Origin of the sequence: Sphingorhabdus sp. (assembly GCF_040079335.1) — a bacterium.
Lineage (GTDB): Bacteria > Pseudomonadota > Alphaproteobacteria > Sphingomonadales > Sphingomonadaceae > Sphingorhabdus_B.
On the sequence record NZ_JBEBKL010000014.1, the window covers coordinates 36,126 to 54,398 of the forward strand.

Annotated in this window: 17 protein-coding genes; 5 read left to right on the plus strand and 12 right to left on the minus strand. The window is 59.3% G+C overall.

Annotated elements, in window-relative coordinates; all coding sequences use genetic code 11:
• Positions 1-41 precede the first annotated feature (41 nt).
• A complete protein-coding gene (gene rpoZ / locus ABL922_RS06150; protein ID WP_324333639.1) occupies positions 42-386 on the minus strand; it encodes a DNA-directed RNA polymerase subunit omega in 345 nt (114 codons plus the stop codon).
• A 128-nt stretch (positions 387-514) separates the two neighbouring features.
• On the opposite strand from rpoZ, the gene ABL922_RS06155 reads away from it, so the two are divergent.
• On the plus strand, positions 515-1,717 hold the full coding sequence (locus ABL922_RS06155) for a cardiolipin synthase B (protein ID WP_349023329.1): 1,203 nt from the start codon (positions 515-517) through the stop codon (positions 1,715-1,717).
• On the opposite strand, the gene ABL922_RS06160 is transcribed toward ABL922_RS06155, so the two are convergent.
• The gene (locus tag ABL922_RS06160; RefSeq protein WP_349023330.1) at positions 1,718-2,344 is read right to left on the minus strand and encodes a methyltransferase; all 627 of its coding nucleotides are present in this window, start codon (positions 2,342-2,344) and stop codon (positions 1,718-1,720) included.
• A 140-nt stretch (positions 2,345-2,484) separates the two neighbouring features.
• Between ABL922_RS06160 and ABL922_RS06165 the strand changes: the two genes are divergently transcribed.
• Positions 2,485-2,808 carry an antibiotic biosynthesis monooxygenase gene (locus ABL922_RS06165; protein ID WP_349023331.1) on the plus strand — a complete coding sequence of 108 codons (324 nt, stop codon included), beginning with the start codon at positions 2,485-2,487 and terminating at the stop codon, positions 2,806-2,808.
• On the plus strand, positions 2,808-4,118 hold the full coding sequence (locus tag ABL922_RS06170) for an MFS transporter (RefSeq protein ID WP_349023332.1): 1,311 nt from the start codon (positions 2,808-2,810) through the stop codon (positions 4,116-4,118). The genes ABL922_RS06165 and ABL922_RS06170 overlap by 1 nt, the downstream gene beginning before the upstream one ends.
• Here ABL922_RS06170 and ABL922_RS06175 read toward each other — a convergent pair whose 3' ends face one another.
• From ABL922_RS06175 to ABL922_RS06220, 10 genes are all read right to left on the minus strand, one after another.
• On the minus strand, positions 4,119-4,586 hold the full coding sequence (locus ABL922_RS06175; protein WP_349023333.1) for a CHAP domain-containing protein: 468 nt from the start codon (positions 4,584-4,586) through the stop codon (positions 4,119-4,121).
• Positions 4,587-4,745: 159 nt separating this feature from the next.
• On the minus strand, positions 4,746-6,755 hold the full coding sequence (locus ABL922_RS06180) for a 3-hydroxyacyl-CoA dehydrogenase NAD-binding domain-containing protein (RefSeq protein ID WP_349023334.1): 2,010 nt from the start codon (positions 6,753-6,755) through the stop codon (positions 4,746-4,748).
• Between the two features lie 173 nt (positions 6,756-6,928).
• Positions 6,929-8,128, minus strand: coding sequence for a serine hydrolase domain-containing protein (locus ABL922_RS06185; RefSeq protein ID WP_349023335.1), 1,200 nt, complete (start codon positions 8,126-8,128; stop codon positions 6,929-6,931).
• 1 nt (position 8,129) lies between these two features.
• Positions 8,130-8,933: an SDR family oxidoreductase gene (locus ABL922_RS06190; protein WP_349023336.1), complete on the minus strand. Its 804-nt coding sequence runs from the start codon at positions 8,931-8,933 to the stop codon at positions 8,130-8,132.
• A gap of 2 nt (positions 8,934-8,935) precedes the next feature.
• Positions 8,936-9,709, minus strand: coding sequence for an SDR family oxidoreductase (locus ABL922_RS06195; protein ID WP_349023337.1), 774 nt, complete (start codon positions 9,707-9,709; stop codon positions 8,936-8,938).
• A 150-nt stretch (positions 9,710-9,859) separates the two neighbouring features.
• The gene (locus ABL922_RS06200) at positions 9,860-10,942 is read right to left on the minus strand and encodes a phosphotransferase family protein (RefSeq protein ID WP_349023338.1); all 1,083 of its coding nucleotides are present in this window, start codon (positions 10,940-10,942) and stop codon (positions 9,860-9,862) included.
• A complete protein-coding gene (locus tag ABL922_RS06205) occupies positions 10,939-12,027 on the minus strand; it encodes a Zn-dependent alcohol dehydrogenase (RefSeq protein WP_349023339.1) in 1,089 nt (362 codons plus the stop codon). The genes ABL922_RS06200 and ABL922_RS06205 overlap by 4 nt, the downstream gene beginning before the upstream one ends.
• 213 nt (positions 12,028-12,240) lie before the next feature.
• The gene (locus tag ABL922_RS06210; RefSeq protein WP_349023340.1) at positions 12,241-13,530 is read right to left on the minus strand and encodes an acyl-CoA dehydrogenase family protein; all 1,290 of its coding nucleotides are present in this window, start codon (positions 13,528-13,530) and stop codon (positions 12,241-12,243) included.
• Positions 13,531-13,578: 48 nt separating this feature from the next.
• Entirely contained in the window at positions 13,579-15,024 is a 1,446-nt protein-coding gene (locus tag ABL922_RS06215) for an MFS transporter (RefSeq protein WP_349023341.1), read from the minus strand.
• On the minus strand, positions 15,021-15,866 hold the full coding sequence (locus tag ABL922_RS06220; RefSeq protein WP_349023342.1) for an SDR family NAD(P)-dependent oxidoreductase: 846 nt from the start codon (positions 15,864-15,866) through the stop codon (positions 15,021-15,023). The genes ABL922_RS06215 and ABL922_RS06220 overlap by 4 nt, the downstream gene beginning before the upstream one ends.
• Before the next feature lie 163 nt (positions 15,867-16,029).
• Between ABL922_RS06220 and ABL922_RS06225 the strand changes: the two genes are divergently transcribed.
• Both ABL922_RS06225 and ABL922_RS06230 read left to right on the plus strand, forming a co-directional pair.
• Positions 16,030-17,190: an acyl-CoA dehydrogenase family protein gene (locus ABL922_RS06225; RefSeq protein WP_349023343.1), complete on the plus strand. Its 1,161-nt coding sequence runs from the start codon at positions 16,030-16,032 to the stop codon at positions 17,188-17,190.
• Positions 17,191-17,193: 3 nt separating this feature from the next.
• On the plus strand, positions 17,194-18,273 hold a 1,080-nt coding region (locus tag ABL922_RS06230; RefSeq protein WP_349023344.1), incomplete at its 3' end, for an acyl-CoA dehydrogenase family protein.

The window sequence follows — 18,273 nt, forward strand, 5'->3', positions numbered from 1 at the left end:
CGCGCAACTGCTGCTCAGCACTACGGTATAGTCAAACTGGCTTAGCGGTCGTAGTCGCGGGCGACGCCAGCGCTGCGGGCGGGTGCCGCAGCAGTAAGGCGCAGGGCCTCTGCCGATTTGGCGAGCGAGCCGATGTCATCGACTTCTTCGTCCTCGTCAACCTGAACCTTTTGCAGCGACTGCGTCAGGCCTTCCTTCAGATGCTCCGGACGGACGGTTTCTTCCGCGATTTCGCGCAGGGCAACGACCGGGTTTTTGTCGCGATCACGATCAATGGTCAGCTCCGCACCACCGGAAATCTCGCGTGCGCGCTCTGCAGCGAGCAAAACGAGATCGAAACGGTTGGGGACCTTATCGATGCAATCTTCAACGGTAACGCGCGCCATGTCGGCTCCTGAATCACTTTGAATGTGTGGAAAGTCGAGCGCAATTAGGGCTTGAGGCCCGTCTTGTCAACGGAAAGCACGCGCTTGCGCCGGTTGCTTGTCACGCTGCGACGTCTTATCTGCCCTATATGGAGGCACCAAAAACCGCTTTGAAATTACCAGGAAAGCGGTTCGAAATCGCCGGAAACATCATCCATATCCTGCATGATCCCGAGGAACGGCTGCAAAGCCTGCTGCTGCTGATCGCATCTGCCAGACACAGTCTGACGCTCAGCATGTATATGTTCCACAACGATACCAGCGGGACCGAGGTCCGCGACGCACTGGCGGCGGCGGCGCTTCGGGGTGTGCAGGTCGACGTGCTTGTCGACAGCTTTGGTTCCGCAAAAGTGCCTGTGTCCTTTTTCCAGCCTATAGCCGAAGCGGGCGGCAGCTATCATTTTTTCAGCTCACGCTGGCGGCTTTCCTATCTAATCCGCAACCATCAGAAATTGCTGGTGATTGACAATCAACACGCCTTGATTGGCGGCTTCAACATCACCGACCAATATTTCGGGCGACGCGGCGATGATAGTTGGGAGGATATGGGCCTGACCATATCGGGACCGGAAGTTGCGCGGATTTCGAGCTATATTTCAGAACTGATCCGGCTTTCGGCCGATGGTGGTGTGCGGCTGCTCGCGCTGCGCCGATTGATCCGCACCTGGCAACCGGGAACCGGACCGTTGCAATGGCTGGTGGGTGGTCCCACCAACCGCATCTCACCCTGGGCGCTGGCACTCAAGCGCGACCTGCAAAATGCGCGGACGATTGACATCGTCGCCGCCTATTTCTCCCCCACACAGACAATCCTGCGGCGGCTGGCGAAGGCGGCGCGCAAAGGCGGCGACGTGCGGCTCGTGCTGGCGGGGCGGACCGACAATGGCGCAACCATCGGCGCTGCGCGTATCCTTTATGGCTATTTGCTCAAGCGGGACGTGCAGATTTGCGAGTATCAGCCGCAATTGCTCCACACCAAGCTGCTGGTTATCGACAATGCGTGCTATATCGGCTCGGCCAATCTCGATATCCGCAGCCTGTTCATCAACAAGGAACTGATGCTGCGGATCGAAGACGCAAAACTGGCGGATTATCTGCGCAGGCTGGCGGGTGAGCTAGCGTTGGCGAGCGAAGTGCAGACGGCTGAGCATCATCGCAACCGCTTATCCTGGTTCAACCGGCTGCGCTGGTCGATTGCCTATCTGCTCGTCAATAGCGTCGACTATAATATCGGACGGCGCATTTCGCTGCGCATCACACAAATGCTGCAGAAGCGATTGCCGGGCCAGTAATCAGCCCTTCCAGCCCCAGAACAGATAGCAGGGCAGGATGTTCCACAGTTCAAAGCCATTGTCGATGCGTTTGAAATGCGGCTCCATGAAGTCGCGCGCGCGGGCACGGAACTGATAGACCAGAAAAGCGCCGCCCGGGCGGATCGCCTTGCCGGTTTCCTCGGCAATTTTGGGGCCGAGATCGCCCGGCAGTGTCGAGAATGGCAGGCCCGACAGCACATAGTCGGCATGTTCAAAACCAAAGCCGCGAATGATGTCATTCACATCGGCAGCCGAGCCGTTCACCGCAATGAAGCGGCTGTCGCGGAAATGCTTGCGGAGGAAGTCGATGAAATCGGGGTTGGTGTCGATCACCAAAAGCGTTGCATCCGGGCGCATCCGGTCAAGCACAGGCTGGCAGAAGGTGCCGACGCCCGGACCATATTCGACGAACAGCTTGCATTCATCCCACTTCACCGGCGCGAGCATCTTCTGCACCGTCCAGCGCGAGGATGGGATGATCGAGCCGACCATCACCGGATGCTTCAGGAAGCCTTTGAAGAATACGCCCCAGGGGCCGAAGAATCTTTGCACCGATGCCTTGATGCGTTCGATCTTCGAAGTGAGTGCTACCGAACCGTCGTTCATCAATCTGCCTTGGGGCTGTAATACAGTAAGCAACCGCACTCGCAAATGCGCGCCCACGATGCAAGCAGGTTAAACAAAAAAGTCGATAAAGCGACAGCGCGGGGTTGCCCCAAACGTAAACTCAATCCTATGGATGAACTATGCCGACTTACCCGCCCTCGACCGTTGCGGTCATCTTTGTTGCCGAGCGGACATTGGCGGATGATGCGGGCTATGCCGTTGCTGCCAACGCAATGGTCGAGCTTGCTAGCGCGCAACCCGGATTTCTCGGCATCAATTCAGCGCGTGGCGCAGATCGGATCGGCATCACCGTCAGCTATTGGGCCGACGAAGCCGCCGCCAAAGCGTGGCGCGACCATCCCGAGCATAAGGCGATCCGCGATGCGGGGCGTGACCGCTGGTACAGCTGGTACGACCTGCATGTCGCCTCGGTCACGCGCAGCTACGATTGGGTGAAGCCCTGATGCCCAAAAGCCCGGCCATTCCCACCGATCGGGTGACGATCCTGTTTCTGGTGATGCTGGTGGCTGCCGCGGGCAACACCGCGATGCAATCCGCCCTGCCCGCGATTGCCAGCAAGCTCGACATTGCCGATGTCTGGGTGAGCCTGGCGTTCAGCTGGTCGGCTTTGCTGTGGGTGCTGACCGCGCCCAAATGGGCCCGGCTGTCTGACAAACGCGGGCGCAAGGCCCTGATGACACTCGGCGTGATCGGCTTTATCGCGTCGATGGGGCTGTGCGGGTTGGTGCTCTGGCTCGGCCTTGAAGGCTTTATCGGACCCGCGGCAACCTTCATCATCTTCGCCATCTTCCGCAGCCTATATGGCGGTTTCGGTTCCGCCGCGCCGCCCGCAGTCCAAGCCTATATCGCCGCACGTACCGAGAGGGAGGAGCGGGCCAAGGCGCTGTCGCTACTCGCCTCCTCCTTCGGCCTCGGCACGGTCATCGGCCCGGCGCTGGCTCACTTCCTGATTTTCGAGCCGTTCGGCTTGGCCGGACCGCTGGTGGTTTTTGCCAGCTTTGGTGTGCTGGTCCTTTTCGCACTCAAGCTGCGGCTGCCCAATGATACACCGCGCTTTGCTGCGCGCGGGATCGTCACCTCCTACCCCTCTGCCGCCTCGGTCAACCAGCCTGAGGTCGAAGAAGGCATCGAGGAAGACAATGCCCTGCCCCGCGAGGAAGTACGCCTGCCCTGGCGTGACGAGCGATTTGCCAACTGGCTGGTCGCGGGCCTGATTGGTGGCCATGCACAGGCGATCATGCTGGGTGTGGTGGGCTTCCTGATCCGCGACCGGCTTGGCCTGCACGATCTGCCCAAGGAGACGGTTGAGGCAACCGGATCGGTGATGTTCGTCGGTGCAATGGCGACCTTGCTCGCGCAATGGGGGTTGATCCCGATCCTGCAGATCGGTTCGCGCGCGTCGGTGCTGTGGGGTGCATTCCTTGCGCTTCTCGGTATCACGCTCGTTGGAGTAAGTTTCGACTTTTACGGCATCACTTTGGGCTTTGCGCTCGCCTCGCTGGGCTTCGGCCTGTTCCGCCCGGGCTTCACAACGGGCGCGTCGCTCGCGGTACGCAGATTTGAACAAGGCGATGTCGCTGGCAAGATCGCATCGCTCAGCGGCTCTGCCTATATTGTCACGCCCGCCATCGGCGTTGCGCTGTTCAACTGGTGGGAGCCAGCGACCTTCATCCTGATCGGGATTGCCTTGCTCTATCTGATCGTCTGGGGCCGCAAGGCGCTCGACGATGCACCCAAGCCGCTCGAAAGCTGATCAGGCTTCGACGCTGGCACCGTCCTTGTAGATGAAGCCATAGAGCGGATAGCTGGAGGTGCCGAGGCCATTGACCGGCGCGTACCAGACGCGCACTTCGCTCCAGTCGCCTGCTGCCGATACATCGAGTACGCGCGCACCGCGTTCAATCTGGCCACGACGGCCGTTGATCAGCGACCAGTTGGCATGATCGATCAAAACTTCGCGATCCGAAACAATCTTGCTGACCATGCCGACATGGCCGATTGGCATTGAACGGGTCGGCTTGAATGCGATCACAGCGCCAACCTTTGGCTCATTGCCGCGCGCATATTTGCCCGCAGCCTGCCCCCACCAGGTTCCCGCATTGCCGAAAATTTCGATTCCCGACACGTCGCGCGCAAAGGGCGCGCATTGCAGCGCCATCGCCTGAGCGGGAATGAGAAGGGCAAGTGCGCCGAGAGCGGCGACAAGTTTCTTGCGGAACATGGAAAAGCGACCCCGAACCTTTATTTTGTGTCAGCCTGATGGCCGTGCGGGGGTTTCGCCACAATATCTAGTCGGTGACCTGCCAGAGTCGCGAGATGAACCGTTGTTCATATTCGACCCGTCGCCGGAGAGCTTCAACTCACCGGCGACAGAACGAAATCAGGCTGCTTTTGCTTTCAGCGAATCGGCGACTTTCACGCCTTGGCTCTCCAGCGCTGCGACGATCTTCTTGGGCCCCTCAAGGTCGCCCCAGAACATCGGGCCGCCGCGATAGACCGGCCAGCCATAGCCATAGATCCAGACGACATCGATGTCGGAGGCGCGCTGCGCCTTGCCTTCCTCAAGGATCAGATAGCCTTCATTGACCATCGGATAGAGGCAGCGTTCGATGATTTCCTGATCGGTGATAGCGCGTTTCTGGATGTTCGAGCGGCTGCGGAAATCCTCGATGATGGCAAGCGCTTCGGGGCTGGGCGTGCGGTTGCGCTTTTCGTCATAGTCGTAAAAGCCCTTGCCATTTTTTTGCCCGAAACGACCGGCGAGGCACATGGCTTCGCGCACATTGGTTGGCTCCAGCGAGGTGTCTCGGTGCCAGCCGATATCCATGCCGGCCAAGTCAGCCATCTGGAACGGCCCCATCGGGAAGCCGAAGTCGGTAAAGACATTGTCGATCTGTTCGGGCGATGCCCCTTCCATCAGCAGCGCATTGGCCGGAAGCTGGCGCTGGCTGAGCATGCGGTTGCCGATAAAGCCGTGGCAGACGCCTGCAACCACAGCGATCTTGCCGATTTTTTTGCCTATCGCCATCGCGGTTGCCAGCACATCGTCCGCGGTTTTGTCGCCGCGGACAACCTCAAGCAGCTTCATTACATTGGCGGGCGAGAAGAAGTGCATGCCGAGCACATCTTGTGGACGCGAGGTTGAAGCCGCAATCTCGTTCACGTCGAGATAGCTGGTGTTCGAGGCAAGAATCGCGCCTTGCTTGCAGATCTTGTCGAGCTTTCCGAAGACATCCTTCTTGACGTCCATGCTTTCATAGACCGCCTCTATCACCAGATCGCAATCGGCCAGATCGTCAAGGCTGAGCGAGGGCGTGAGCAGCCCCATCATTTTTTCGACCTGATCGCTGGTGTAGCGACCCTTGGCAGCCGAAGCCTCGTAATTCTTGCGGATCACGCCAACGCCGCGATCGAGATTTTCCTGCACCATTTCGACGATGGTGACGGGGATGCCCTTTTGGAGGAAGTTCATCGTGATGCCGCCGCCCATTGTGCCTGCGCCGATCACGCCAACTTTCTTGATGTCGCGCAGCTGGGTGTCTTTGGGCAGGCCGTCGATCTTGGCTGCCTGACGCTCGGCGAAGAACATGTGCCGCTGGGCTGCCGACTGGCTTCCCATCATCAGCTTCATGAATTCGGCGCGCTCGAATTTCAGGCCATCCTCAATGTTCGGATTTTCGGCCGCTGCGGCAACGCAGCGCAGGTTCGCATAAGGCGCATCAAAGCCCTTCCACTTGCGGGCATTTTCCGCCTCCAGCTTGGCAATGATCGCGGTGTCGCCCTTGACCGGCAGGTCGCGCGTGTGGCGCGGGCCCTTGGCCACGCATTCGCGGGCAAAGGCGACGGCATCGGCGGCAAGGCTGTCTTCGCCTGCCAGCTTGTCGATCAGGCCGGTATCGAGCGCCTTTTGCGCCGAGATTGGTTCGCCCAGCGAGGTCATCACGGCGGCCTGTTCGATGCCGACAAGGCGCGGCAGCCGCTGTGTGCCGCCAGCACCAGGCAACAGTCCCAGCTTGACCTCGGGCACACCCAGCTTTGCCGAGGGAACAGCGATACGGTAGTGGCATACGAGCGTAGTTTCGAGACCACCGCCCAATGCGGTGCCATGGATCGCGGCAATCACCGGCTTGGTGGCCATTTCGATCGTATTGAGTACGGCGTTGAAATCGGGACCTTGCGGCGGCTTGCCGAATTCGGTGATGTCCGCGCCAGCGATGAAGGTCTGCCCTTCGCAACGGATGACGATGGCCTTGACGCTATCGTCCTTCAGTCCCTGTTCGATGCCGTCCGAAATGCCCTGCCGCACATGCCAGCTCAGCGCATTGACCGGAGGGTTGTTGACCGAAAGGACGAGGATTTCACCGTCCTGCGAGGTGGTTACGGATTGCATATTACTTCCTTTCTAATTCCTCCCCATCGACTTGCCCTTCGACAAGCTCAGGGTGGAGGGGGACCGTTTGGCGCGAAGCGTCAAATGGTGGAGGGGCCAGCAACGCCGCAATTCCCCTCCGTCATCGCTTCGCGATGCCACCTCCCCATCGCTAATCGATGGGGAGGATATCTCTAAGCCGCCAAAGCCGCATACATCATCGTGCGAATTTCGCGCCGGATCGGGTAAGTTGACGAGGGCGCGAGCTGGGTCATGAAGACCATGATCAGATCCTCGACCGGGTCGATCAGGAACGCCGTCGAATACATGCCGCCCCAGTAGAACTCGCCCTTTGAGCCAGCCAGCATCGTTGCCGCCGGATCGATATTGCAGGCAAAGCCTAGACCGAAACCGATACCAGCATTTTCCGCCTCGCTGAACAGCGATTTCGAGTGCTGGGTCAGGTCGCCGCCGCCGGGCAAATGGTTCGCGGTCATTAGTTCCAATGTCTTGGGACTGATAATCTGCACGCCTTCCAGCGCACCGCCATTGAGCAGCATCCGGCAGAAACGGTGATAATCCTGGACGGTCGAGGCCAACCCGCCGCCGCCCGATTCAAATTTCCACCCCTGCGCCCACAGGCTGTCGACGCCGGCCTTGTCAGTCTGCACCATCTTGTCTTTGGGGTGGAAGGCATAGCAGGGCGGAATGCGGTGCGCCTGATCGGCGGCGACCTTGAACCCTGTATCCTTCATGCCGAGCGGTTCGAAAATATGTTCGCGGAAATAATCGCCCAGCGACTGACCCGAAATACGCTCCACCAATATGCCGAGAACGTCGGTCGACACCGAATAGTTCCAGCAGGTGCCCGGATCGAATTCGAGCGGAATTTGCGACAGATGGGTGATGAAGCTCTGGCTGTCATTCTTCATCCAGTGCTCAAGCTCGGTCTTGCGATAGGCGGCATCGACCGGCGTGCGTTCCTGAAAACTGTAGGTGAAGCCGGTGGTGTGACGCAGCACATCGATGATGTTGAGCCGCGTCGTCGGCGGACGGCTGGTGAAGGGCACATTGCCCCCGCCAGCCATGAACACGCCCAGATTGGCGAATTCGGGGATATATTTGGCGACCGGTTCGCTGAGCGCAACCTTGCCCTGCTCCACCAGCTGCATGAAGGCGATCGAGGTGATCGGCTTGGTCATGCTGGCGATACGGAAAATGGCATCTTCGCCGACGCCCGACGCCCATGTATGCGCCATCTCATCGCCGCGCCCGATCAGCAGTGCGCCAAAAGGCAGTTTGCCGCTATCGAGATATTTGCTCTGGATGAATGTGCCGATCCGGGCAAGCCGGTCGGGCAGGAAGCCGAGTTCATGTGCTGTGGTGTCGCTCATATCAATGCGCCGTCTGTCCCAATAATTGCCGTGTGACGGGATGCGAGCTGGTGAGACCACCATCGACCGCGATGGCCTGCCCATTTACATAGCTTGCCTGATCGGATGCCAGGAACAGCGCAACATTGGCCAGTTCGTCTGGCTGTGCGGCGCGCTTCAGCGGGTTCAGCTGCCCCACCTTGTGCATCACGTCCTTTGAACGGGCATAGTCGAAGGTCGGTTTGGTCATTCCGGTCTCGGTGAGGCCGGGGCAGATTGCATTCACGCGCACGCCCGATGTTGTCAGCTGCTGTGCCGCCGTCTTGGCAAGGTTGATGACCCCCGCCTTTGACGCCGAATAGGTGAGCGGCCCTGCCCCCGAATTGAGACCCGCGACGCTGGCGGTCAGCACGATAGCACCGCCGCGCCCCTGATCGACCATCGCCTTGCCCGCATGCTTGACCATCAGCGCGGGGCCGATGACATTGACGCGGAAAGTTTCGGCCATCGCCGCTGGATCGATTTCGAAAATCCCGCCCATGTCGCCGATGATCCCGGCATTGGCGAAAGCAACATCGAGGCCGCCATAGCTGGAGGTCGCGGTTGCGACGAGCTTGGCGACATCGGCCTCAACCCCGGCATCGATCTGCAGCGCGGTGACGGTGCCGCCGGCCGCCTCGACCTGTTTAGCCGTTTCAAAGACCGCTTCGGTCTTGTCGCCTATCACCAGTTTCGCGCCTTCAGCTGCAAAACGCAGCGCCGAGGCGCGGCCAATGCCCGATCCGGCACCCGTTATGATCGCTACCTTGCCTGTCAAAGCGCCCATGTTCATCCTCCGCTTGATGTGTTGCCGCCGTCGATGACGATGGTTTGTCCGGTTGTAAATCCACCCGCCTTGCTGGCGAGGAATACCGCTGCACCCGCTATCTCGTCCGGCTCGCCAATGCGGCGGAGCGAGGAACGGCGGGTCGAAACCTCCAGATTGTCTGGGTTTTCCCATAGCGCGCGGGCAAAATCGGTCTTGATCAGGCCGGGTGCGATGCAATTCACGCGCACGCCTTTCGGACCAAATTCGTCAGCCAAGTTGCGCGCCAATTGCATGTCCGCCGCCTTGGAAATGGCATAGGTGCCGAGCACGGTTGAACCCTTGAGCCCACCGATCGACGAGATGATTGTCACCGAACCTTCGCCCCGTTCGAGCATTTCCGGCACGACCATATGGATGAGCCAATGGTTCGACAGGATGTTGTTGTCTAGGATCTTGCGGAACTGGTCATCGCTGATCCCGCCCGCCGGGCCGTAATAGGGGTTCGATGCCGCGTTGCAGACCAGCGCAGTAATCTTACCAAAGGCTTTGCGGGTTTCATCGACCAGCTGCTGCAAGCTTTCCTTTGACGAGATATTGGCGGCGATCGCGACCGCCGTGCCTGCGCCATGCTTGGCGTTGATCGCGGCGGCAACCTCTTCACAGGCATCAATCTTGCGGCTGGAGATGACGACCTTGGCGCCATGTTCGGCCATTTCCTCGGCAATCGCCTTGCCGATCCCGCGCGATGATCCAGTGATGAGGGCGACTTGCCCGCTCATATCGAAAAGACTCATGCTTTCTCCTTCATATCCTCCCCATCGACTTGCGATGGGGAGGGGGACCATCCGAAGGATGGTGGAGGGGCTTTCGGCATTGCAACTCCCCTCCGTCAGTTGCTGCGCAACTGCCACCTCCCCAACGCAAGTCGTTGGGGAGTATATATGTTAAGCCGACCCTGCCTTTACCGCAAATTCCAACGCTTTGTCGACCAGCGGGGTCACGCGGTCGGACATTGCCTTGGCGTGGGCCGAGCTGGCAGTGCCATCGATCACACGTTTTTTGATGCCCTGCATGATGCCGGCGAGGCGGAAGAAGTTATAGGCGAGATACCAGTTAAGGTCGGGGATGCTGTCACGGTTGGTCGCGGCGCAATAGCGTTCAACCATTTCCTCCAGCTCGGGGATACCCAGTTCCTTGCGGTCCAAATCCTTGACGCCCGAACGGCCGCCATTTTCGGTGACCCATGCCATTGCGACATAGGAGAAATCGGCAAGCGGATCGCCGAGCGTCGACAATTCCCAATCGAGCACGGCCAGACATTTGGGGCCATTATGATCAAAAATCGCATTGTCGATGCGGAAGTCGCCATGGACGACGCTGGTGCGCGTCTGTTCGGGCAAAGTTGCTGGCAACCATTCGATCAACCGCTCCATGCCGGGCATGGTTCCGGTTTCGGACAGGCGATATTGCTTGGTCCAGCGGTCAACCTGCCGACCGAAATAGTTGCCCGGCTTGCCAAATTCGGAAAGCCCTGCCGCTTCGATGTCGGTATTGTGCAGCTTCGCGAGCACGTCGAACATCTCGCAATAGACCGCGCGCCGTTCCTCCGGGCTGCTGCCCGGCATCGCGCCGTTCCAGATGGTGCGGCCATCGACCATGCCCATCACATAGAACCAGCTGCCGACCACGCTGTCGTCGGTGCAAAGGCCATATTGGCGAGCGACAGGGAAGCCGGTCTTGTACATGCCCGCCTGCACCCGATACTCGCGATCCACGGCATGAGCGGAGGGCAGCAGCGGGCCAAAGGGTTTGCGCCGCAGCACATAATTGCCCGATGCTGCCTCTATCTTGTAGGTCGGGTTCGATTGCCCGCCCTTGAACTTGGTCAGATGCAGCGGGCCCTTGAAGCCCTCCACATTGGCCTGCATCCATTCGGTGAGGCGGCCTTCGTCGAGCTTGTCGGCCCCTTCCGGCTCGACCGTGCCGACAAAGGCCTCATCGGCATTAACTGCTGCGACTTCGCTCATTGATCAAACACGATAACACTGCGCGCGCTATCGCCCTTTTTCATCTTTTCGAAGCCCTCATTGATCTGCTCGAGCGGGATGCGCTCGGATATGATGCTGTCGAGATCGAGCAGACCGCGCATGTAGAAATCGACCAGACGCGGCATATCGACCGGGAAGCGGTTGCCGCCCATGATTGCACCTTGCAGTTTCTTGCCCGAGAGCAGGTCCATAGCAGACAGGCCGACCGAATGGGTCAGCGGCATCATGCCAAGGATAGTCGCCGTGCCGCCGCGGCGTAGTGACTTGACCGCCAAATCGCCCGAAGCGGGCCGACCGACAGCTTCAATCGCATGATCGACGCCGCCTTTGGTCAATTCAATGACTTGAGCCGCTGCATCATCCGCCAAGGCATCGACCACATCGGTCGCGCCCAGCTTCATCGCCAGCGCCCGCTTTTCAGGGATCGGATCACAGGCAATGATGCGTCCAGCACCCGCAATCTTCGCCGCATTGATCGTTGCCAGACCAACCCCGCCACAGCCGACGACGGCCACAGTTTCGCCCGGCGTCACCTTGCAGGCGTTGAAGATCGTGCCGGCCCCGGTTGTCACCGCGCAGCCGATCACAGCCGCCCTGTCGAGCGGCATTTCGGGGTCGATGCGGGTGCAAGCATGCTCGTGGATCAGCATCATTTCGGCAAAGGCCGAAAGGTTGAGCATCTGGTTCACCGGCGAGCCATCGGGGCGCGACAGCCGCGAGGGTTGGTCGGCATCCCGACGGGTCTCGGCGCCCAGACAGAGCGACATGCGCCCGGTGACGCAAAACTCGCAATGCCCGCAGAAGGCCGACAGGCAGGTGATGACGGCGTCGCCGACTTTAACCGTGCGGACTTCGGAACCCACCGCCTCGACGATACCGGCCGCTTCGTGGCCCGGCACTGCGGGCAACGGATGCGGATAGGTGCCTTCGATGAAGTGCAGATCCGAATGGCAAAGCCCGCAGGCCGCATTGCGGATCAACACTTCATGCGGGCCCGGCTTCGAGATTTGCAGGGTTTCGATTTCGAGCGGTTTGCCCGGTTCAATTAATACAGCAGCCTTCATTTTCTCTCCTCCCTCTCCCCTTGCGGGAGAGGATAGAATTGCTTGGCAGTTCGCTGCCTAGCAAGTCTTGGAGCGGGGTAGCGAGGCCCAAAAAAGGACATTGTGCCTCGCGCAAGCGAAAGCTTGCCACCCTCTCCCAACTCCGACTAGCAAACAAGTTTGCAAGTCTACCTATCCCTCTCCCGCCAAGGGAGAGGGGGTTGCTTTAAACAATCAGCGTGTCACCGCCAGATTGCCACTGGTCAGCTCAACGCCGCCGCGCACACCGCCATATTTGCCCAATTCCATCCGAGCAATCGAACGGCTGTGCACTTCATCGGGGCCGTCTGCGAGACGCAGCGTGCGCTGGTGCGCATAAGCCGACGCCAGACCGAAATCTTCGGAAACACCGCCACCGCCATGCGCCTGAATGGCGTCGTCGATAATTTTCAGCGCCATATTGGGTGCCTGAACCTTGATCATCGCGATTTCGTTGGCAGCCGCTTTGTTGCCGACCGTGTCCATCATCTGCGCGGCCTTGAGGCAAAGCAGACGGGTCATTTCGATGTCGATGCGCGCGCGGGCGATACGTTCGTGCCAGACGCTGTGCTCGGCAATGGTCTTACCGAATGCGACGCGGCTGGTGAGGCGCAGGCACATTTTCTCCAGCGCTTCTTCTGCCACGCCAATGGTGCGCATGCAGTGGTGGATACGGCCCGGTCCGAGGCGGCCCTGCGCGATTTCAAAGCCGCGGCCTTCGCCGAGGATGACATTGTCGACAGGAACGCGAACGTCTTTCAGTTCGACTTCCATATGGCCGTGCGGGGCGTCATCATAGCCGAAGACCGGCAGGTGGCGCAGGATGTTCACGCCCGGCGCGTCCATCGGCACGATGATCTGCGACTGCTGCTGGTGCTTTTGCGCGCCAGTGTCGGTCTTGCCCATTACGATCGCAACCTTGCAGCGCGGATCGCCCAGACCCGAAGACCACCATTTGCGACCGTTGATCACATATTCGTCGCCATCGCGGACCATGCGTGTTTCGATGTTGGTCGCGTCCGATGAAGCGACAGCAGGCTCTGTCATCAGGAAGGCCGAACGGATTTCGCCGTTCATCAGCGGCACCAGCCACTTCTGCTTTTGCGCGGCGGTGCCATAGCGGTGGAAGACTTCCATATTGCCGGTGTCGGGGGCCGAGCAGTTGAATACTTCGGACGAAAATCCGAGGCGGCCCATTTCTTCTGCACACAGCGCATATTCGACATTGGTCAGCTGCGGACCTTCGAATTCGACAGAGGTGTCGAGGTGCGGATTGGCACCCTGTGGCGGCATGAACAGGTTCCACAGACCAGCGGCCTTGGCGCGCGCCTTTTCCTCTTCAAGGACTTGAAGGACTTTCCAGCGGGTGTCGCCGCTTTCCATTTCCTTTTTATAGTCGCCAACACGCGGACGGAGGTAGGTGTCGATGTGGCTCTTGATGCGGTCGCGCCAATAGGTTTCGCGTTCGGTGAAGGTAAAGTCCATGCGAGTCGTCCTCTTTTTAATCGTCCGGTTAACTTGATTTCCTTGGGCCTATCCGGTCCCTGCTTCAACTGTTTTTTCGCCCTCGGCGAGACGCCGAACACGTTCCTCATGATCGGCGCGCGTGATCGGGAATTTGCGGATCCGCCATATGGTGCCAAGCCCAAGCAACACGATCGTGCCGATATAGGCTATCACCAGGCTGTCGATGACCGGCCCGGGAACGGTCGCTGGATTGGCCTTCTCCGGAAGCCCGGCCATCGAGATGATGAAACCGCCAATCAGGATGCCTGCACCGGTCGCGCATTTCTGAACAAACAGATTTCCCGCATAGAGCAGCCCCTCCGAACGCCTGCCAGTTTGCTCCTCGTTCACCTCGACCACGTCGGCGATCATCGAGGCAACCGAAATCTGGATGATCACGCCGGAGCAGTTGGCGATGAAGAAAAATGCGAACACCATTGCCGTCGAGAGAGTACCGCCGGTCTGTGGCCAGAGCCCGCCGAGAAACAGCAGGAACGGCGTTATCCAAAATCCCGCATTGATGAAAATGAAACGGAAGGCTGAATCCTTTTTGCCCCATTTTTTGTTGAAATAGGTGACGAGGAAGAAGGCGATGATGACGCTGCCGAACAGCAACCAGGGATAAGCCTGGAACCAGCGTTCGGGAAAACGCCAGACAAAGATGTAGAGATAGTTGGACAGGACATAGGTGACCTGCGTGCTGACCGCGGCAAAGGCGACAGCCGAAATCAGCACCAGATAGGTCGGATGCGAAACCGAATGCCAGATCTCGCGCATCGCCTCACGCACCGTCGTCCGGTCAGGCTGCGTGGCGGGCAAATGGGCGAGCCGCTTATGCTGCCCGATTGCCGACAACAGGACGGTGAACGCCATCAGGCAGGCACCGGTGATACCGTACATCCAATAGCCTTCGGCGAGCAGCTGCCCGACCTCGCCTTCCTTGTCCGAAACCAGAAACACACCATAGGCAAGGAACAGCATCAGCAATCCGCCCGCCCACGCGAACAGATAACGCAGACGCATCAGGCTGGTCCGCTCGTCATAATCTTGCGTCAGTTCGGGCAGGATCGCGACCGACGGTACCTCGCAGGCCGAAACAAGCGTTCGAACCAATATTGAAGTGACGACCAGATAGGCAAAGGCCTGCCACCCATCCAGCCCCGGCGGATGCCAGAGCAGCATCCATGAGGCGGCCAGCGGAATCGCCGCCAGATAAAGCCAAGGCAGTCGCCTGCCCCAACGTGAATAGGTTCGATCGCTCATATGGCCGATGATCGGATCGGCAAATGCGTCGACCACCATTGCAATCGCCAATGCTGCGCCAACCAGCCGGGCATCCATTCCGATCACCTGATTGTAAAACAGCAAAAGGAAAGTCGAAAAGCCGTTCTCCTTCACGCCATAGGCCATGCTGCCAAAGCCGTGAAAGAATTTGATCCGCGTTGGAACGCGCCCGTCCGAGGTGATCGTCATTCCTGCGCCGCGACGACGAAGCTTTCGAGCGAATCGAACATTGCCGGGGCGTTTTCATCCCAGCTGTGGCGCGGGCCGATGGTGATGCCGCCGTCGACGACCATATGTGTGCCTGTGATGAAGCGCGCTTCCGAACTGGCGAGATAGGCGACCATCGAAGCGATATCCTCGGGATTGCCGCCACCCTTCACCGGCTGCGCCGCATTGGCCACTTCATGAATAATGACATTGGCCGCATCGCGTTGCTCCAAAGGCACGTCGAGCGCAGCCGCGAAAATATTGGTTTTGATAAATCCGGGGCAAATCGCGTTGACCCTTATGTCAAATTTGGCGAGCTCAGCCGCCGCCATTTTCGAAAGATGGAGGACGCCAACTTTCGCCACAGCATAGGCAGATGGCGAATATCCAGCGCCAAGCGCGGCAATGCTCGCGGTGTTCACAATCGAAGCGCCCTTGCGGCCCTTCATATGCGGAACGGCATAGCGGATACCCATTGCGACCGAGCGTAACAGCAGGTCCATCGTCCGGTCCCAGCCTTCGGGTTCGATCTCGTCAATCGGCGCACGGTCACCGGCTGCGCCTGCATTGTTGAACACAATGTCGATGCCGCCGGTCTTTTCGGCGGCATAATCCATCAGCGCCTTGATATCGGCGACGTTGCACACGTCGGTGCGCTTGAAGAATATCTTGCCGTTGGAGGTAGCGGCGAGTTCGCTGCCGCCTTCCTCATCGATGTCGGCAGCGATTACGGTCGCGCCTTCCTCGGCCAATCGCAGGCAGGTGGCCTTGCCAATGCCCGATGCAGCTCCAGTAACGACAGCCGTCTTTCCAGCGAATCTCATATTCTTCTCCTCATCGCGACTCTCTCTCCGCCATCCTGTGCCTATAAAAAGGCGCGGTCAACGGGCGCAAAAATGCCGTTACGGAAAGCGCGCATCACAAGTTGACGCTTGCGTAAAGCGCAATATGGGACATAGTGATTCGGCACTTTTTAGGAGAATCCCGATGAGCGAGCTGGATGTATTCCGGACGGAAATCAGGGCGTGGATAGAGGCAAATTGCCCGCCCGAAATGAAAACCCCGATCAAAGGCGACGACGACACCTGCTGGGGTGGTCGCAACTTCGTTTTCCAGAACGAAGCGCAAAAGCAATGGATGGACCGTTGCGCAGCGGCAGGCCTTACCGTGCCCGATTGGCCCAAGGATTATGGCGGCGCAGGCCTTTCGCCCGCCGAAACCAAGATCTTCCGGCAGGAAATGGCCCGCGCTGGTGCGCGTAGCCCACTCAACAGCTTCGGCATCTGGATGCTCGGCCCCGCCTTGCTCAAATTCGGCACCGAAGAACAGAAGCGTCACTATCTGCCGCAGATTGCGCGCGGCGAAATCCGCTGGTGCCAGGGCTATTCGGAGCCAGGCTCGGGTTCGGACCTCGTTTCGCTCGCAACCTTTGGCGAAGACAAGGGCGACCATTGGGTGGTCAACGGCCAGAAAATCTGGACCAGCTATGCCGATAAGGCCGACTGGATTTTCTGCCTCGTCCGCACCGACAAGGAAAATAAATATCAAGGGATCAGCTTCCTGCTGTTCGATATGACGACCCCGGGCGTCACCACCAAGCCGATCAAGCTGATTTCGGGCAATTCGCCCTTCTGCGAAACATTTTTCGACAATGTCGTCGTCCCCAAGCACCAGATTGTCGGCGAACTCAACCGCGGTTGGGATGTCGCCAAATATCTGCTCGGTCATGAGCGCGAGATGATCTCGGGCATGGGCGGCGATGGTGGCACCGCGTCCCTTGGCGGCGGTTTCAAGGACGCGTTGGGCGATGAACCCATTTTGCGCGCCCAACTAGCGATGTTCGACGTCGAAAGCCTCGCCTTCCGCGCGCACAGCGAACGCTTTATGGACGAATGGAAAACCGGCACCGCGCATCCGGCCTATTCGAACCTGATGAAATATATCGGCACCGAACTGAACAAGAAGCGCCACGAACTGGTGATGGCGGCAGGTGGTTCGGATGCACTCGAATGGGAGAGCGAACGTTCGAAGGGCGGCAAGCGCGCACGCGACTGGCTGCGCACCAAAGCCAATTCGATCGAAGGCGGCACGAGCGAAGTCATGCTCAACGTTGTCGCCAAACGCATTCTCGACATGCCGGGAGCCTGACAAATGGCCATGACTTATAATGAAGACCAGTCGATGCTACGCGACAGCGCGCGCGACTTCATGAAGACCGAAGCCCCCGTCGCGCATCTGCGCAAATATCGGGATATGGATTGCAAGGATGGCTTCAGCCACGATCTTTGGAAGCAATTTGCCGAAATGGGCTTTACCGGCATCCTGATCCCCGAAGCCGATGGTGGCTTGGGCATGGGCCATGTCGAGGCGGGCATCGTGCTTGAGGAAATCGGACGCAACCTTTCGCCCTCGCCTTTCCTGTCGACCTCGGTGGTTGCTGTCGAGGCGCTGAAAGCCGCTGACAAGGCGATGCGTGATCGCTGGTTCCCGGGTATACTGGCAGGCGAAACCGTGATCGGCATCGCGCTCGAGGAAGGCAAGAAACACCATCCCGAAAAGATTGCGCTCAAGGCCGAACGCAGCGGCAATGGATTCAAGTTGAGCGGCGCCAAGCAGTTCGTAGTGCATGGCAGCTCTGCCGATATGCTGATTGTGGCGGCACGCACAGCGGGTGCAGTTGGTGAAACCGACGGCCTGACATTGTTCGCTGTCGACAAGGACGCCGCTGGGCTCTCGATCGATGCCGCCCGCACGGTCGACTCGGCGATGGCCGCACGCCTCGATCTTAACGGCGTCGAAGTGAACGCCGACGCGGTGATCGGCGATGTCGATGGCGGTTGGGCTGTGCTGTCCAAAATGCTCAACGCCGGGCGCACTGGGTCGGCCGCTGAAATGGTCGGCGTCGGCACCGGTGCGATGGACCTGACCTTTGATTATCTCAAACAGCGCAAGCAGTTTGGCCGCGTCATCGGCGAATTCCAGTCGCTGCAGCACCGCGCCGCGCATCTTTATGGCGAAATGGAAATGGCGCGTTCAGCTGTGCTGAAGGCGCAGAATTTCCTCGACGAGGAAGATCCGCGCGCGGAGCTTTACGCATCGGTTGCCAAGGCCAAGGCTGGCCTCGCCTGCAGCCTGTCGGTCCGCGAAGGCGTGCAGATGCATGGCGGCATCGGCATGACCGATGAATATGACATCGGCCTCTATATGAAGCGCGACCGCGCACTCGCCGAA